This is a genomic window from Halorientalis litorea (assembly GCF_023028225.1).
GTDB classification, from domain to species: Archaea; Halobacteriota; Halobacteria; order Halobacteriales; family Haloarculaceae; genus Halorientalis; species Halorientalis litorea.
The window spans coordinates 94,786-110,206 of record NZ_CP095483.1; the positions used below are offsets into that span (position 1 = coordinate 94,786).

At 63.8% G+C, this 15,421-nt stretch carries 14 protein-coding genes; 12 read left to right on the forward strand and 2 right to left on the reverse strand.

The genetic code is table 11. The annotated features are described in order from the left end of the window. Nucleotides 1–2: 2 nt before the first annotated feature. Nucleotides 3–668, forward strand: coding sequence for a DapH/DapD/GlmU-related protein (locus MUG95_RS15450; RefSeq protein ID WP_247010529.1), 666 nt, complete (start codon nt 3–5; stop codon nt 666–668). A 124-nt stretch (nt 669–792) separates the two neighbouring features. Here MUG95_RS15450 and MUG95_RS15455 read toward each other — a convergent pair whose 3' ends face one another. Then, a complete protein-coding gene (locus MUG95_RS15455; protein WP_247010530.1) occupies nt 793–1,737 on the reverse strand; it encodes a winged helix-turn-helix domain-containing protein in 945 nt (314 codons plus the stop codon). 195 nt (nt 1,738–1,932) lie between these two features. On the opposite strand from MUG95_RS15455, the gene MUG95_RS15460 reads away from it, so the two are divergent. The 9 genes from MUG95_RS15460 (at nt 1,933) to MUG95_RS15500 (ending at nt 10,288) form a co-directional block, all read left to right on the forward strand. Further along, entirely contained in the window at nt 1,933–2,946 is a 1,014-nt protein-coding gene (locus MUG95_RS15460) for a phosphate uptake regulator PhoU (protein WP_247010531.1), read from the forward strand. Nucleotides 2,947–3,454: 508 nt separating this feature from the next. Beyond that, a complete protein-coding gene (locus MUG95_RS15465; RefSeq protein ID WP_247010532.1) occupies nt 3,455–3,847 on the forward strand; it encodes an ArsR/SmtB family transcription factor in 393 nt (130 codons plus the stop codon). Next, nucleotides 3,844–4,287, forward strand: a complete 444-nt coding sequence (locus tag MUG95_RS15470; protein ID WP_247010533.1) for an arsenate-mycothiol transferase ArsC — start codon at nt 3,844–3,846, stop codon at nt 4,285–4,287. The genes MUG95_RS15465 and MUG95_RS15470 overlap by 4 nt, the downstream gene beginning before the upstream one ends. Next, nucleotides 4,280–5,122 carry an arsenite methyltransferase gene (gene arsM / locus MUG95_RS15475; protein WP_247010534.1) on the forward strand — a complete coding sequence of 281 codons (843 nt, stop codon included), beginning with the start codon at nt 4,280–4,282 and terminating at the stop codon, nt 5,120–5,122. The genes MUG95_RS15470 and arsM overlap by 8 nt, the downstream gene beginning before the upstream one ends. Then, on the forward strand, nt 5,115–6,281 hold the full coding sequence (gene arsB, locus MUG95_RS15480) for an ACR3 family arsenite efflux transporter (RefSeq protein WP_247010535.1): 1,167 nt from the start codon (nt 5,115–5,117) through the stop codon (nt 6,279–6,281). Before arsM ends, arsB begins: the two co-directional genes overlap by 8 nt. Nucleotides 6,282–6,464: 183 nt before the next feature. Then, a complete protein-coding gene (locus MUG95_RS15485; protein ID WP_247010536.1) occupies nt 6,465–7,430 on the forward strand; it encodes a DUF3592 domain-containing protein in 966 nt (321 codons plus the stop codon). Between the two features lie 133 nt (nt 7,431–7,563). Continuing rightward, nucleotides 7,564–7,902, forward strand: coding sequence for a DUF5658 family protein (locus MUG95_RS15490; RefSeq protein WP_247010537.1), 339 nt, complete (start codon nt 7,564–7,566; stop codon nt 7,900–7,902). A gap of 223 nt (nt 7,903–8,125) precedes the next feature. Next, the gene (locus MUG95_RS15495) at nt 8,126–9,172 is read left to right on the forward strand and encodes a glycosyltransferase family 2 protein (protein ID WP_247010661.1); all 1,047 of its coding nucleotides are present in this window, start codon (nt 8,126–8,128) and stop codon (nt 9,170–9,172) included. 45 nt (nt 9,173–9,217) lie between these two features. Beyond that, entirely contained in the window at nt 9,218–10,288 is a 1,071-nt protein-coding gene (locus tag MUG95_RS15500) for a DUF354 domain-containing protein (RefSeq protein WP_247010538.1), read from the forward strand. Here the strand turns inward: MUG95_RS15500 and MUG95_RS15505 are convergent, their stop codons facing one another. Next, nucleotides 10,289–11,980: a hypothetical protein gene (locus MUG95_RS15505; RefSeq protein WP_247010539.1), complete on the reverse strand. Its 1,692-nt coding sequence runs from the start codon at nt 11,978–11,980 to the stop codon at nt 10,289–10,291. It lies immediately after the preceding gene. A gap of 425 nt (nt 11,981–12,405) precedes the next feature. Here MUG95_RS15505 and MUG95_RS15510 point away from each other — a divergent pair, with 425 nt between their 5' ends. Together MUG95_RS15510 and MUG95_RS15515 are read left to right on the forward strand one after the other, a co-directional pair. Continuing rightward, nucleotides 12,406–14,313 carry a hypothetical protein gene (locus MUG95_RS15510; RefSeq protein ID WP_247010540.1) on the forward strand — a complete coding sequence of 636 codons (1,908 nt, stop codon included), beginning with the start codon at nt 12,406–12,408 and terminating at the stop codon, nt 14,311–14,313. A gap of 101 nt (nt 14,314–14,414) precedes the next feature. Continuing rightward, nucleotides 14,415–15,407, forward strand: a complete 993-nt coding sequence (locus MUG95_RS15515; protein WP_372608212.1) for a glycosyltransferase family 4 protein — start codon at nt 14,415–14,417, stop codon at nt 15,405–15,407. The last annotated feature ends 14 nt before the right edge of the window (nt 15,408–15,421 follow it).

The window sequence follows — 15,421 nt, forward strand, 5'->3', positions numbered from 1 at the left end:
CGATGCAGTACATCGACGCTCACGGTCCGAATCGGACGGTCGAACTCAGCCCCGAACCGACGTTCCACGAACCGGTTCACATCTCCGAGAGCGAACTCGGCGAATGGACGGAACTGCGGGCCGGAGTCCGGGTTCATCACTCGACCGTCGACGACTACACGTACCTGATGGAGCGCGCCCAGTGTGACCACACGACTATCGGAAAGTTCGGCAACATCGCTTCGGACGCGCGCCTCGGCCCCACGAACCACCCGATTCACCGCCCGACGGCCCACCACTTCACGTACCGGGCGGAGATGTACGGCCTCGGGGCCGACGACGAGTGGGTGTTCGACTGGCGGGCGGACCAACCGGTCGAAGTCGGTCACGACGTGTGGGTCGGCCACGGCGCGACAGTCCTGCCGGGTGTGTCCGTCGGGAACGGTGCCGTCGTCGCGGCCGGCGCGGTAGTGACCGACGATGTGGCACCGTACACCGTCGTCGGCGGCGTTCCCGCGGAGCAAATCGGCCGTCGGTTCCCCACCGAAACCGCCGCCCGTATCGACGCCACGGAGTGGTGGCACTGGGACCACGACACGCTCGCCGAGCGACTCGACGCGTTTCGCGACCTCGATACATTCCTCGAACGGTACGCTCCCGCGACGGCCGACGCACCGGCCCTCGACTGATGCTCTCCTCTCGCCGACGCGCTTCCGCCGCCGCCACACTGACCGGGCGATGGAACACCTCGAAACCGAACGGCGGCAGCGAATTTGGAGAAAGGCCAACAGTGAGTACCTTCCGCTGACGGTATCAAATCATGACGTGGTCCGGCCGAACCCCGGAGTGGAGGCGGACGGCGATTTCGGCCGCGTGGACCCAGTAGTAAATCGCCCGCTCCAGTGCCCGGGTGACGGTCACGAGATACCCGTACACCCCCGGGTCGTAGGCAGTGATGAGTTCGAAGAGTTCGTCCAAGTCTCGGTGTACCGTCTCCTCGTGGGTCACGAGTTCGTCGTACGCGCCGAGGTCACCGTCGAACAGGATGGCACGGAAGGACTCGTTTATTTCCGCGCCCGCGGCGAAGATGTCGCGGACGCTCCGTTCGACCACACCGGTCGCGTCGACTTCCTGGGTCTCGATAACGTCGGTGATGAAACACGCGCGGTCGCCGACGATTTCGAGGTTCGTCGCGACGGTGGCGAGGTCCGAGGCGACCCGGTTGCCGGGCCAGTCGGTGGTCAGCGTGTAGGATTTCAGTTCCGAGAGGACCGCCGAGTACCGCTCGTTGGTCAACGACTCCAGTGCCGTCGCAGAGCGGTCCGGGTCCTCGCCGACGAACACTGTCCGCGCCGCGTCGTACTGCGTCGCAGTCACGTCGTCGAGTCGTTCGAGCAACGACAGGACGGCCTCACCTCTGTCGGTGGGCCTCGTCATCGACGTGTCTGAGGCGTCGTCTCGCTCCGAGTCGATACTCGGCGAGTCGTCACCCTCACCGACCGGTTCGAGCCGCGATATCACGTCCGCGTTGTCGTACACGGCGGCGTCGTCGACGACGTACGCCTTCCGAACGATATCGTCCTGTTTCAACTCCTGCAGCAGTTCAGAGAGGTACTGCTCGGAGATGCCGACTTGCTCCGCGAGGTCGGCCTTCGTCTCCGGTGCGGTCCGCTCGATGGCCTCGATAATCTGTGCGAGTGTCGCGTCACGGCCCTGTGGCGCGACATCCCGGGGACTCCGCCACGTTCGTTGGGACATACTCGCAGGACCATGCGGGCGGGAATAGGGCTGTTCACCCTACTGTTCGGACTGCTATATACTCCATAGACCCGCCTGCCTGCACGGTGGTTCGACCCGCTCACGTGGACTGTCCGTACTGATATAAACCAATCAATATCGAACAAGTCCCCTCATATCAACAATAAGGGTAGCCCACTCCCGAACGGTTTCTATATGGAGACCCGAAAAGTTCAGCTCTCGGGCGGGACTACGTACACCATCTCGCTACCAAAGTCGTGGGCCACGGAACACGGCATCGAATCCGGGTCGGCCCTGACGCTCCACCCGAACGGTGACGGGACGCTCCTCGTCGAACCGACCGGTGGACGCGATGCCGCCGAGCGCACGCTCTCCGTCGACGTCTCAACGGACGGTGAGACGGCGATTCGACAGCAGGTCCACGCCGCACACACCGTCGGCGTCGACTCCATGACGCTCGTCGATACGACGGGACATCCCGCCGACCGACGCACACTCGTCGAGCAGACGCTCGCCGGCCTCTCCGGGTTCGAGGTGTTACAGGTCTCTGACACGCGCATCAAACTGACCAACCTCATCGACGCCGAGAACGTCAACATCAGGAAGAGTACGCTCCGACTCCGGTTGGTCGTGCTGGCGATGCACCGCGACGCCGTGACTGCAGTCGTCGAGGGCGACGAGGAACTGGCGCGGCGCGTCGTCGAGCGTGACAACGAGGCCGACAAACTGTTCGCGATGGTCACGCGGCACTTCCGGCGGTCCCTGACCGACCTCCACGAGGTAGAGAAACTGGACCGGAGTCGCGACGAACTCTTCGAGTTCTACTACACTGCCCGGCAGTTCGAGCGCGTCGCCGACCACGCGGAGAAAATCGCGCGGTTCGCCATCGAACCCGGTGCCGCCATCTCCGAGGAGTACGCGACACTCCTCTCTGACCTCGGTGCGACCGCTCGGGATGTCGTCGACGATGCGGCCGACATCATCCTCACAGACGCCGGTATCGACGCGGCCGTCGATGTCTTCGACAGACAGGACCGGTTCACCGACCGACTGGACGACATCGACCGTGACCTCTACGAACACGACGTGCCCGGCGAAGCGTACGTGCTCGGGTTGGTCATCGACAGCCTCCGGCGGACAGCCGAGTACGGGGTCAACGTCGCGGAAATCGGCCTCCAGCAGGCGACGCGAGAACAGGTCGACAGTTGACTGCACGGCCCGGGTCGCGTTGTCCTCGGAGTCCGCCGTCCGCCCGCAGTATATAGGGATACGTTCTGTTATAGACTGCTCGGACGTGTACGTCCTATCACGTACCGGTAATATAAACGAGTTTACTGTGTAGGGTCGCCGTCTCACGTGGTGACGCACTTTCAGACCGCTGGCCCGAACGGGGGGCACCCACCTTGATGACAGTCCCTCCTAGTACCGGTTGCCGTCGGTCTGTCCGCCCTACCAGTCAGGTGTGCGTTCTGTCTCAGAGCGGTACACACTCGATTGGAGCCATACACTCACGTCGAGTCCCGCTGACTGCCCGCCACCGTGTTCGACCGAACGAGACAGACCGCTGGGGCTGACGGTGGACGGCGTGTGTCACCCCGTCCGTCCGTTCTCGGCACAGTGTCCACACCCCGTCGAGAACGGCGTCTCCCGCACGAAACTGGTCTGCCCGCTCCGTCCGACCGAAGGTTTAATTGAACAGCTGTTCAGACAGTAAATCATGAGTGAAACGGGCCGCCTCCGTAACTTGCTCGCCGAGCAACTCGGGGAGTGCTGTGACGCCGACGTACAGGAGCGACTAGACAGTCTGGCCGCACTCGACGAGGCAGTCGACGGGCCTCGTTCCGCGGACCTCGCGGCGTTGAAGACGCTCGGTGACGAGACGCGTCACCGCGTCGTCCGCCTGCTCGTCGCCGCGGACCGGGACCTGTGTGTCTGTGAACTCGACCCGTTGCTGGACGTGAGCGAGAGCGCGGTCAGTCACGCGCTCTCCGACCTCGCGGACGCGGGCCTCGTCACGCGCCGGAAGGAGGGAACGTGGCACTACTACCGGCCGACCGACCGGGCCACCGACCTCGTCGCCGCGCTGGACGGGACACGGGGGAACCGATGACCGACGATGCAGTTCGTGTCGCGTTCGTGTGCGTCCAGAACGCCGGGCGGTCACAGATGGCGACGGCGTTCGCGGAACGGGAGCGCGCGGCTCGAAACCTCGAGGACCGCGTCGAGGTTCTGACCGGTGGGACCGACCCAGCCGACTCCGTCCACGACGTGGTCGTGGAGGCGATGGCCGAGGCGGGAGTCGACATCACGGACCGAGTGCCCCGGTCCATCTCGACGACGGACCTCGAAGCCTGTGACATCGTCGCCACGATGGGCTGTTCGACGCTCGAACTGGGCGTCGATGGCACGACTGTCGACGTTCGTGACTGGGCGTTGGACGACCCACACGGGCAAGCCATCGAGACGGTGCGGGCCATCCGCGCCGAGGTCAGGGAACGGGTCGCCGACGTGTTCGACGACATCGAGGAGGAGGTGTCCGCGGATGTCTGAGGACGCCGACGGTACCACGTTAGATGCCGAGACTCAGCGACGCGTCGTCCGGGAGCGGTACGCACGGATTGCGACCGAAGAGTCGGGCGACGAGGGGTGCCGTTCGACCGACGGCCAGTGTTGTGATGGCACCACGGCAGCGGCCGATGCCGACCGTACCGCCCAGTCGATGGGCTACTCGGAGGCCGACACCGAGAGTGTCGACGGCGACGCGAACCTCGGACTCGGCTGTGGCAACCCCAACGCCCTCGCGTCGTTGTCGGCGGGTGAGACAGTTCTCGACCTCGGGTCCGGTGCCGGGTTCGACTGCTTCCTCGCGGCACAGGAAGTCGGCGAGTCGGGCCGTGTCGTCGGCGTCGACATGACGCCCGAGATGGTCGAGACGGCACGTGAGAACGCTCGGGAGAACGGGACCGAGCACGTCGAGTTCCGCCTCGGCGAAATCGAACACCTCCCCGTTGCGGACGAGTGTGTGGACGTGGTCATCTCGAATTGCGTCGTGAACCTCTCACCCGACAAGCCACAGGTCTTCCGCGAGGCGTTCCGCGTCTTGCGGCCGGGTGGACGGCTCGCGATTTCGGACGTGGTACTGACCGCGGAGGTCCCGACCGAGGTCCGCGCCGACCCCGACTCCGTGGCCTCCTGCGTGGCAGGTGCGTCCAGCATCGAGCAACTGTCGGCGATGCTCGCCGACGCCGGATTCGAGCACGTCGACATCTCCCCGAAAGACGACAGCGACCGCTTCATCCGCGAGTGGGACGACGACCACGATGTCAGCGAGTTCCTCGTCTCTGCGGACATCACCGGCCGAAAACCGGAGTCGGACGATGAGTGAGGCCGACGCACACGCCCACGGGCCCGACTGTGACTGCGAGAGCTGTGGCGACCCGCGGTCGATGGACTTTCTCGACAGGTATCTCACGGTCTGGATTGTGGCCGCGATGGCGGCCGGCGTCGGCCTCGGGTACGTCGCCCCGTCGGTGACACGACCGATTCAGGACCTCCATCTCGTCGAAATCGGCCTCATCCTGATGATGTATCCGCCGCTCGCGAAAGCCGACTACTCGAAACTCCCGACCGTCTTCTCGAACTGGCGAGTCCTCGGGCTGAGCCTCGTGCAGAACTGGCTCATCGGCCCGACGCTGATGTTTGGCCTCGCAGTCGTGTTCTTCAGCGGTCTCGTTCCCGGCCTCCCCGCACGGCCGGAGTACTTCCTCGGGTTGGTGTTCATCGGGATGGCGCGCTGTATCGCCATGGTGTTGGTCTGGAACGAGTTGGCCGAGGGGTCGACGGAGTACGTGACCGGTCTCGTCGCGTTCAACAGTCTGTTTCAAATCGTTACCTACGGCGTGTACGTGTGGTTCTTCGCGCTCTTTCTCCCTCCGCTGCTCGGGATGGACGCGCTCGTGGCCGGAATCACGACGTTCGACGTGACGCCGATGCAGGTGTTCGAGGCCATCGTGGTCTTCCTCGGTATTCCGTTCGCCGGTGGCTTCCTCACTCGTGCGGTCGGTACGCGAGTGAAAAGCGAGACGTGGTACGACGAGACCCTCGTCCCCAAGATAGACCCGGTGACGTTGGTCGCGTTACTGTTTACCATCGTCGTGATGTTCGCGACGCAGGGTGGCAACATCGTCGCCGCGCCCGCGGACGTGTTGCTCATCGCGGTGCCGCTCACGGTGTACTTCGTCGTGATGTTCCTCGTGAGTTTCGGCATGGGTCGTGGTATCGGTGCGGACTACTCCACGACGACAGCCATCGGGTTCACGGCCGCGAGCAACAACTTCGAACTCGCAATCGCCGTCGCCGTCGCCGTCTTCGGTGTCGGGTCGAGCGTGGCCTTCGCGACTGTCGTCGGCCCGCTCATCGAAGTCCCGGTGCTGCTGGCCTTGGTCAACGTCGCGCTCTACTTCCAGCGACGGTTCGACTGGGGCGGCTTCGATACCGGGCAGCTGGACGGGACCGCGGGCGACCCCACGACTGACGATGACTGAGACGGGGACCGCCACGCGGGACTCGTCCGTCGGTGTTGCCCAACGGACACCGGTCACACGCCGTGGGCCAGCAACTCCGTCTTCTCCCGCCTCCGGCAGACGAGCGAGCGGACCGGGTGCGGTTTTCTGACGATGAAACGCCGGTAGCGGGTTTATAATCGGGCCACTCCACCGCCCGTGCAAATGGAACTGTCCGTGCGTGGAACCCCGATTACGGTCACCCCGCTGCTGCTCGCCGCGCTCCTCCTCTCGCTCGGTGCTGTCGGGTACGGGGGGTACGACTACGTCCAGCAGTCGAACGCCGTCGAGGACGCCGTCACCGTCGAAACCACGGTCACCGACACGGACATCAGCGTGTCGGCCGGCCGCGGCCTCGTTTACCGCATTAGTGTCGAGCATACCTACCAGTATCGTGGGACGGAGTACACGAGCAAGCAGGTGTTCCCCGGAAGTCTCGGTCCGATGTACACCGCCCGGAGCGACGCAGCGGCCGCGCTCGCACCGTACGAGCCGAACACGACAGCAACTGCCTACGTCGACCCCGAGTCCCCGGGCAGGGCGTTTCTCGAACGCCAGACGACGTGGGGGCCGTTCCGGCTCCTGGGTCTCGGTGGCCTCGTCGCCGTTTTGACCGTCCTTCGTATCGTCGGGGCACGCAACCCCGGCCAAGGCACGGAGTTGCGACCGGCGAGCGACCACGAGCCGACGCGATACGAGACACTGTTCGGTCTCGACCGTGACAGGGTCAACCGCCTCAGCAAGCATCTCATGGTGGTTGCACCGGTCGTCTTCCTGGCCGCGCTCGCCGCGACGGTACTCCTCGTGTACAACGCCGACTCGTCGTCGCTGCAAGTCGGGCTGACAGACCCCGTCGGACTCGCGTTGCTGACGGCCTTCCTCGCCGCGCTCGGACTGATAGCCGCACTCGTGGGCTACGGTGTCTGGTCGTTCACGGAGTATCGGCGACTTCGGGCGCGTATCCCGGAACCGCGGCCGCCGAGTCCGTTCAGACACCCCACGCGGCTCGTGACTATCCTCTCGACCAACGACGGTCTCGACGAGTACGGGAGACGGGTGAAGCTGACCGGCTTCGCGTTCACTGTCGCCGCATTCTTTGCGGGGATTCTCGTGTCAGTCATCCTGTTCTGAGAACCGACTGGACTGGGACGCCGTGTGCCGTTCTCACGCCCTCACCGTACCTGCACCCCGAAGTCGAGGATTACTGCCCCGCTGGCGCGATAAGCATTGTAGAACCATAGTATGGTGTGTGGTACCTGGTGCCATGGACAAATCCGCGTCGTGGCACCAGTCAGACGAACTCGACACCGTAGAGAGTCGATTGTGGCTCGCCGCTGTCCTGTTTTTCGGCGTCGGAGACGTGGTGACGACGGGTATCGGCCTCGACCTCACTGGTGTCAGCGAAATCGGTCCCCTTCGGTCGGTCGTCCTCCGCCACGGCGTGTTCGCCGTCGTCGGGTTGAAACTGGTGACTTTCGCCGCCTGTTACGTACTCTGGCGCGCCGTGCCGCGGCCTCACGCGGTCGGTGTCCCGTTGGGTCTGGCACTACTCGGCGTTCCCGTCACCGGCTGGAACGTGGCCGTTCTCGTCCTCGCGACCTGACGCCGGTGCCGGGGTACGCTTCGGCCATCTGTGTGGTGACAGCGACACACCACAATTCGCGCGGGATGGCGGCACTATAACCACAGCTCGAACGCGTAGAGAGTTCGTTCTCACGGACAAGGAGGCTATAACAATGCCCACGGCAGCGGACGACCAGACAGGTGCCGGTTACGGGGTCGCTCGTCGGAACTGCGGGACCGCGCTCGCCGTCACGCCAGCAAGTATGTACAAGGATAACTCCGTCGCCGTCGTGATTCCCGCGTACAACGAGGAGGGCTTCGTCGGCGATGTCGTCAGGTCGCTGCCGGTGTTCGTGGACCGTGCGTACGTGGTCGACGACTGTTCGACTGACGAAACGTGGCAGGAGATACAACTCGCAGTGACACACGTGAACGCTACCCGGGAGGGTCTCGTAGACGACCAGTTTGCGGAGGCGATACAGCACGAGGAGAACACCGGCGTCGGAGGTGCCATCAAGACCGGATACAACCGGGCACGGCAAGACGGAATGGACATCACAGCGGTGATGAACGGTGACGGGCAGATGGACCCCGAAATCCTCCACCGAATCATCGACCCCGTAGCCGAGGGGCGCGCCGACTACGCGAAGGGCAACCGACTCCTGAGTCGCGACCACATGGACGGAATGAGTCGCTGGCGGCAGTTCGGAAACGGCCTCCTCACGTTTCTGACGAAGGTGTCGAGCGGGTACTGGAAGACAATGGACCCTCAGAACGGGTACACGGCCATCTCCGAGCGCGCGCTCAACCGACTCGATGTGGACGAACTGTACGACGACTACGGGTTCTGCAACGACATCCTCGTCAGGCTCAACGCCCGGTCGATGCGCGTCGCGGACGTCGAGATGGAGGCCGTCTACGGCGAGGAAACGAGCGACATCACGTACAGGCACTTCATCCCGGCCGTGTTTACTCTGTTACTCCGTGGCTTCCTCTGGCGGCTGAAGACGCGGTACCTCGTGTTCGACTTCCACCCGCTCGTTCTCTTGTACGCCCTCGGCACCGTCGGCGTCACCGGTTCGGTGGCACACGCGGGCTTCACACTGGTGCGTGCCGTTCCCGGAGCGCGGTTGCTCCTCGCGTTCGTCGCCTTCCTCGTGAGTTCGTTCTCTCTCGTCCTCGCCATGACGTTCGACCTCTCCAACAGCGAACACCTCGAAGTGCAGGTGTTCGCCGACGAGACACCGGAGTACCGCGAGCACGAACCCGACCGTGAGGGCGTCCCCGCCCGTCCGATGCGGACGGACTGAATAGCGAGTCCATAACAAAACCCGATTCGGGCCTGCTGTCTGGTGATGCGGTTCCTGATTCTCGTCAACACACCGGCTCACGTTCACCTGTATCGCAACCTCGTGCCGCGGCTTCAGAACCGAGGTCACGACGTGTTGGTGCTCGCCCGTGACTACGGCTGTACCGTCGACTTACTGGACTACTACGACCTCCCATCCGAACTGTACGGCCGACAAGCACCCTCGTTCCGCTCGCTTGTTGCCAACGTCCCCGGACAGTTCGGTCGTATCGCCCGCCGCGCCCGTTCGTTCGCCCCCGACGTGGTGTTCGGCCGCGGTGCCTACGCCGTCGTGGCTGGAACGGCGACGCGCACGCCAATCGTCCTCGTCATCGACTCCGAGCCCTCGCAGGTCAGCCACAGGGTGTCGAGTCGGTTCGCCCGCACCGTCGTCTCCCCGAATGCGTTCGAGGGGTCGCTCGGCGACCACCACGTTCGGTTCGACGGCCTCCAAGAGTGCGCTTATCTCCACCCGGAGGTGTTCACCCCGGACCCGTCGGTCCGTGACGCGCTCGGAGTCGGTTCGGACGAGGCGTACGCACTCGTCCGTCTCAACGCCTTCGACGCGCTCCACGACGTGGGAAGCGGGTCACGAAACGACGAGCGGCGCGAACTGATACGAAATCTCGCGGAACGGGCCACCGTCTTCGTCTCGGACGAGGCTGGAACGCTCGACCTGTCCGCCCTCCCGGCGGAGCGGTACGACATCCATCCCGGGCGGATGCACGACGCACTCGCCGAGGCCCGCCTGTTCGTCACCGACACGGGGACGATGGCGACGGAGGCCGGACTGCTCGGGACACCGACCGTCCGGTACGCAGACCCCGACGAGCCGACGATGGGCGAGTTCGAGGAACTCCGCGAGAACGACCTGCTGGAACAGCACAATACGATGTCGGACGTTGTAAACGCGGCAGAACGATTGCTCGATAACGACGAGGTGGTCACACGCTGGGCGACAGCACGGGACCGCTACCTCACTGGAACGGCTGACTTGACGGCTCTCCTCGTGAACATCGCCGAGCACGTGGGGGACGGTGTGGCGGTGCCGGCCGACGTGTCGGCGCACGTCGCGTAATCACGAGTCCGAGACCCAGCGGCCGTACAGCGTTTGCTCGTCGCTCTCTTGGTCGACGAGGTTCCGGACCGGCCGTGGATTCACGGTCGACACCGGCACGACGTCGCTCTGGTCTGACTGGGCTGAGGGGGCTCCTGTCCGCGTGAGTACGAGGGTCGAGCGGTCGGTGGCGGTAGTGTCACCACCCAGTGCCGCCGCATCGATACAGAACTCGCCGTCGGTAGTACTGATCAATTCCCGGCCGCCTCGGTCCAAGTCAGTCGCGTCGAGTGACGTGCCTGCGAGCCGACAGACACACCCTGAAGCACCCGTCTCGAAGTCGACGACGAGCGGGAAGCGGCTCACGGTGACGGACGACGTCTCGATACGACAGTCCGCAGTTTCGTGCAACTGTACGCCGTCGCTTGCCTGCCCGGTTTTCTCGACACTGATGTCGCTGAGGGTACACCCGTCCCGCCGTCGGATGGCCACTGCTGGCGTGTGTGGGCTCTCCCCATCTATCGTGACGTTCTCACAGGTAATGTTCCAGTCTTCAGGAAGCCGGTTCATCGACGGCATCGGTCCCGGTCTGAACTCCTCGACCGGTTCGTCAGCTACGATTGCGGGTCGCTGGACGTTCGTCGTCAGGTCGCAGTTGCGTATCGTCGCCCGGCCGAACTGGTTGTTGACGACGACGGCACCCTGTGTCTGGTTCGGACCGACACCACTGATTTCGACGGTACAGTCCTCGACGAGGCACCCGTCGCCCTCCTTGAGCCAAATACCCCGGAAGATACGGTTCCCGCTCGGGGTATAGTCCGGTATTTCGGTCACTCTGACAGTCACGTCGCGAACGATTGCTTCCGTGTCTGCGTTTCCGCCACCGACCCGGACCTGCACGATGGCGTTGTTCGCGTACTCACCGCCGATGATCCGGAGCGGGCCGCCGTGGGCGGACGCGTACAGCCCTTCCTTCCCCCACCCTTTCATCACACAGTTGCGGAATTCGAGCGACCCCGGTTCGTGGTCCGGGTCGTAGAACTCCCGCTGCGGGAAAACGAACGCGCCGGCACCGTTGCGGGCACCGTGCCGCAAGTCGACGTTCTGGAGTGTGAGGTCAGTCTCCGCTCCTTCGGCCATCAGTGTGAACCCGTTGGTCCGCTCGTCGACATCCACGAACTCGGCGACGCTGTAGTTTCTGATGACGTTCGAGCCGCCGACGCACTTAAAATCACACCAGGCTGCAGTGTTCGACGCCGTATTGTCGAGTGTAAACCCCTCGATGTGGACGTCGGAGACGTGCTGGAAACCGAGTGAGACGGAACGCCCCCGGGTGCCGATGCGGAACGTAGCACCGTCACCGAGCAAGCCGAAATTAGAGAGGTCACGGAACCGGAGTCCACCGATACGGTACGTCCCTGAGGGAAAGTACAGGAGCGTGTCGTCGCCGGCGAGTTCGTGAATCCGGTCGTCGACGTACCGTTCACCGGTGTCGTCGACGCCTTCCTCGACGACGTTGTGGACGGTTCCGAATCGCTCTTCTATGCTAGAGCGGTCGCTCGGTGTCGCCGTCTCGCCGGTATCCGTTCCCCTCCCATCCGGGCCACTCGTCTCTGTGGGTGTCTCCGTCTGAGGGCGGGTTTGTGTGTAACAGCCACCGAGACCAGTGAGTGCGACACCGAGATGTTTGAGAACCTGCCGTCGCCGTGTCATCCTGAGTGCTAGTCAGCGAACGGCCTGCGGCAATTGTTATGTCGCACTTAGTTCGTGCGTATTCGTAACACACCCGGAGTTTGCGTTGCCACCCCACGCTTCCGGCACCGATGTCGGTATGTATCCCTACCGTGCTCGCTGGCTTGGTAGCCGAAAACGGCCGATAAGAGGTCCTTACTGTGGTTAACAGTATAGTATGACTACCATTCTAACTGGTGTCGAGTGTTTGGAGATACATACTGAACCGTAGGTAGGTACTACGCGCCACCATCCGGACGGATAAACCCCCGAACACAGGTGACATTGTTGCTGCTAGTATTCTGCACGTATTCGGTATGCAATCTTTTCGAACTGGGGACGATGCTCGAGGATGCGGTAACGAGCGCGCCATATTGCTTTTACGGGTAATCTTCTCCTACCTGAGCATGGCAGACGAGTCAGATGAGAAAGACGCTCCTACCGAGAGTTTGTCGGGCGAGTCGGACCGAGTCGATGAAACAGTCGAGCGGACCGCAGCGATATCCCGCCGGTCGTACATCGCGGCCGCCGTCGCCGCGGTCGGCATCGGCGGTGCCGCGACGGCAGTCCAAGGGGCAACGAGCGGGCAGGACATTGTCGAAGCTGGGGCCGACCCTACCGGGAACGAACCGGTCAACGACGTTCTCCAGCGAGCCCTGAGCAACAACAAAGAAGTCCACTTCCCGGAGGGTGAGTACCTCGTCTCCGGTGACCTGAGCATCGCCGGTGACAACTGGACGGTGACCGGCAACAACGCGACGCTCTTGTTCCCCGGCGGCGGCCTCGACCTCTCCGGGAGTGGATGGACGTTCGACGGGTTCGAGGTCGATTTCCGCCAGCAGTCCGGGTTCTCCATCTGTTGGCTCGGAGATAGCGACTGGACCTTCGGGAACGTCGTGTTCCGTGGAACGCGGATGGTCGACAACAAGGCCCCTCTCCTCGTCCCGACCGTCCCGCAGGGGTCCACCGGACACATGCACGACATCTACGTCCACGAGGGGAACGCGGACGGCGACGAGGACGGGAAAGCCAAGCTTATGTGGCACGACGGTGACATGGCGGGGACGCTCACCATCGAGCGCATGTGGGCGGAGCACTGGTCCGAGAACACCATCTACGCCTCCGACATGGCCGGGAAACTCGTGGTTCGTGACTCGTACTTCCGGAACACGAACACTGGGTGTATCCGCGGCTCCGAACACATCGAGGCTCACGGCTGTACCTTCGTCGTGGATGGGCAGACGCCGGGCCAGTGGAACGAAGAGCGCAAGGGTGCGACGGAGTTCAAGGGAATGTGGTGTAACTTCAACCGTGGCTCCGGCAACGGTGTCGGCGTCGTCCGGGACTGTGACTTCTACTACACCTACAGTGGCGGCGTCGGGTCCGCCGTCGAACTCGACGGCCCCGGTGACTCCATCACCATCGACGACTCGCGGTTCCACGCGTCGTTCGACGTGGACATGATAGACGGCGCGGGCGAGAGCATGTCGAAACTCGGAGCCGGGAACGTCGTTTCGGGCGGGTTCAACGCCAACGTCGGGAGCATCGATGCCACGCGGTCCTCGACACGAGCCACCAGCGGGTCGCCACCGCTCCCCCAGCCGCCGGAACTCGGGACGACGCCGAACGGAAGCACCGAGTCGACGGAGACGGCGACGAGCACCACCGATTTTAGCGACGACTGGAACAGCCTCCGAATCGACGGCGACGGCGACGACTCGACGAGTGCCGTGTTCACCTTCACCGTCTCCGGTGACCTGGAACACCTCACGCCGGAGGATGCTGTCCTTCAGTCCGACCACGGCGTCGATGGCGGTACCGCCACGGAGGACGTGTGGTCCGAATCCGAGGAGTACCGCTACACCGGTGACATCACCGACTTCCAAATCGACGGCCCGGCGACGGTGTACGTCGACGGCGAGCAGACGAGCATCGACGCCATCACCCAGACAGCGACTCAGACGGACACGGCAACCGAGACCTCCACATCCACGGAGACAGCCACGTCAACGGCAACACCGACGGAGACCGACACGACAACCGAAACCACGACCGAGACTGACACGTCCACGACGCTCCCGAACACCATCGTCATCGAGGGGACGCCCAACGACGTGAGTAAGTACAGTTTCTCCGTGAGCGACACGCTGGAGAAACACGAATCACTCGGAACGCAGAATGCGTCCGATGTCATCGACGGCACCAGCGTCTCGGGGTACGTCAACGACGACGTGGACGCCTATCGGTTCGCCGGCGAACTCCAGAGTTTCGAGTTGACCGGGTCCGCAGCCGTGCAGTTCACCGACGGAAACTGAAACCGGGCCGCTAGAGTCGGGCAGTAAGAAGACCTTACTCCGCGTCCGGTGTCCCGGTACGAGTTCTATACTAAAGAGACCCGCCTCGAAACGGGCTGACAATGGAATCCAGTCCGCGGGCGGCCGCACGTTCGGCCGAGTACGACCAATTGCGTGTGTTGAACCTCGTCCCCAGTCCGGACTCGGGCTTTTATCGGACACAGGTCGAGACGCTCTCGGAGCTGAACGTCGACGGCGAGACGATGCCCGTACCGGGTCGGACCGACGGGACAGACCCGGAGGAGAACCGCTCACCGCTCGACTATCTCCGGTTTTTTCCGCAGACGGTACGGGCTGTCGAAGCCGACCACGACGTCGTTCACGCGAACTACGGACTGACTGCACCGCACGCGCTCGCACAGCGGCGTGCCCCCGTCGTTCTCTCGCTGTGGGGGACCGACGTGTACGGTCCCTTCGGGTGGGTGAGCAAACTCTGCGCACCGCTGTGTGACGCCGTCGTCGTCATGTCCGAGGAGATGGGCGAACAGTTGCCCTGCGACTACACCGTCATTCCCCACGGCGTCGACCTCGACCTCTTCCAACCGGAGCCACAAGAATTTGCACAGTCCGCCTTGGGGTGGGACCACGACGCCCACCACGTCCTCTTCCCCGCACCGACCACCCGGGACGAGAAGGACTTCCCGCGGGCAGAGCAGGTCGTCGATGCTGCCCGCACACGAGTCGACGCACCGATTCGTCTCGAAACCCCGAACGGGACTGTCTCGCACGACCAGATGCCGGTACTGATGAACGCCGCCGACGCACTCCTCCTGACCTCTCGCTACGAGGGGTCACCGAACGTCGTCAAGGAGGCGTTGGCGTGCAATCTCCCGGTCGTCTCGACGGACGTTGGTGACGTGGCCGAACGGGTCAGCGACGTCTCGCCGTCGGCAGTCGGGTCGAGTGATGCGGAACTGGTCGACGCGTTGGTCACAGTGCTGGACCGCGGCGAGCGGTCGAACGGGCGCGAAACCGTCGAGGACCTGCATCTCGAACGCGTCGCCGAGCGGCTCCGGAGTGTCTACGACGATGTCGTTGCCGAGGCCGATGACTGACTGCCGAAGACAGA

Bases quoted from the DNA above. Each gene is read 5' to 3' on its own strand.
- MUG95_RS15450 (WP_247010529.1), top strand. From the start codon at position 3: ATGCAGTACATCGACGCTCACGGTCCGAATCGGACGGTCGAACTCAGC.
- MUG95_RS15455 (WP_247010530.1), bottom strand. From the start codon at position 1,737: ATGTCCCAACGAACGTGGCGGAGTCCCCGGGATGTCGCGCCACAGGGC.
- MUG95_RS15460 (WP_247010531.1), top strand. From the start codon at position 1,933: ATGGAGACCCGAAAAGTTCAGCTCTCGGGCGGGACTACGTACACCATC.
- MUG95_RS15465 (WP_247010532.1), top strand. From the start codon at position 3,455: ATGAGTGAAACGGGCCGCCTCCGTAACTTGCTCGCCGAGCAACTCGGG.
- MUG95_RS15470 (WP_247010533.1), top strand. From the start codon at position 3,844: ATGACCGACGATGCAGTTCGTGTCGCGTTCGTGTGCGTCCAGAACGCC.
- arsM (WP_247010534.1), top strand. From the start codon at position 4,280: ATGTCTGAGGACGCCGACGGTACCACGTTAGATGCCGAGACTCAGCGA.
- arsB (WP_247010535.1), top strand. From the start codon at position 5,115: ATGAGTGAGGCCGACGCACACGCCCACGGGCCCGACTGTGACTGCGAG.
- MUG95_RS15485 (WP_247010536.1), top strand. From the start codon at position 6,465: ATGGAACTGTCCGTGCGTGGAACCCCGATTACGGTCACCCCGCTGCTG.
- MUG95_RS15490 (WP_247010537.1), top strand. From the start codon at position 7,564: ATGGACAAATCCGCGTCGTGGCACCAGTCAGACGAACTCGACACCGTA.
- MUG95_RS15495 (WP_247010661.1), top strand. From the start codon at position 8,126: ATGTACAAGGATAACTCCGTCGCCGTCGTGATTCCCGCGTACAACGAG.
- MUG95_RS15500 (WP_247010538.1), top strand. From the start codon at position 9,218: ATGCGGTTCCTGATTCTCGTCAACACACCGGCTCACGTTCACCTGTAT.
- MUG95_RS15505 (WP_247010539.1), bottom strand. From the start codon at position 11,980: ATGACACGGCGACGGCAGGTTCTCAAACATCTCGGTGTCGCACTCACT.
- MUG95_RS15510 (WP_247010540.1), top strand. From the start codon at position 12,406: ATGGCAGACGAGTCAGATGAGAAAGACGCTCCTACCGAGAGTTTGTCG.
- MUG95_RS15515 (WP_372608212.1), top strand. From the start codon at position 14,415: ATGGAATCCAGTCCGCGGGCGGCCGCACGTTCGGCCGAGTACGACCAA.